Raw genomic sequence first — 665 nt, 5'->3', positions numbered from 1 at the left:
GCCCTTGCTGGCCGGGGCGCCAATCTCGACGTGGCGATGGCCGCTGCCGAGCCGATCAACCGGGCGGCGACGGCCTACCGCGCATCGGCCGAAGATCTTGCGGCGGCCTCGTGGGCTGCGGTTGACAACCTCAAGGTGCCGGCGAACCAGATCGCCACCGCTCTGGACATGATGGCGCAGGCCGGCAAGGAAGGCGCCTTCGAACTGAAGGACATGGCCACCTATTTCCCGAGCCTCGGCGCGGCCTATCAGGGCCTTGGACAATCCGGGACCGGCGCCGTTGCGGATCTTGCCGCCGCTCTGCAGGTCGTGCGCAAGGGCACGGGAGACGCGAGCACGGCGGCCACGAACCTCGCGAACGTCCTGCAGAAGATCTACGCGCCCGGCACGGTGAAGAAGTTCGCTGAGCAGGGTGTTGATATCTTCGCCGAAATGGAGGCGGCGGCCAAGCGCGGCCTGACGCCGATTGAGGCTATTGCCGAACTGACGAACCGGACGCTGAACGGCGATCTGTCGAAGTTGGGGAACCTCTTCGAGGATGCGCAGGTGCAGGCAGGAATGCGCTCCCTTATTCAGAACATGGATGAGTATCGGCGCATTCGGCAGGAAGCCACCCAGGCGAGCGGTGTGGTGGACAAGGACTTCGAGCGCCGCAGTATTGAGGC

1 protein-coding gene is annotated in these 665 nt (G+C 65.1%); it reads left to right on the top strand.

What is annotated here, in order from left to right:
- On the top strand, nt 1-665 hold a 665-nt coding region (locus CKO11_RS17170), incomplete at both ends, for a phage tail tape measure protein (protein WP_223641524.1).

The organism is Rhodobacter sp. TJ_12 (assembly GCF_020023995.1).
GTDB lineage: Bacteria > Pseudomonadota > Alphaproteobacteria > Rhodobacterales > Rhodobacteraceae > Rhodobacter.
This window is presented reverse-complemented; position numbering and strand designations above follow the sequence as displayed.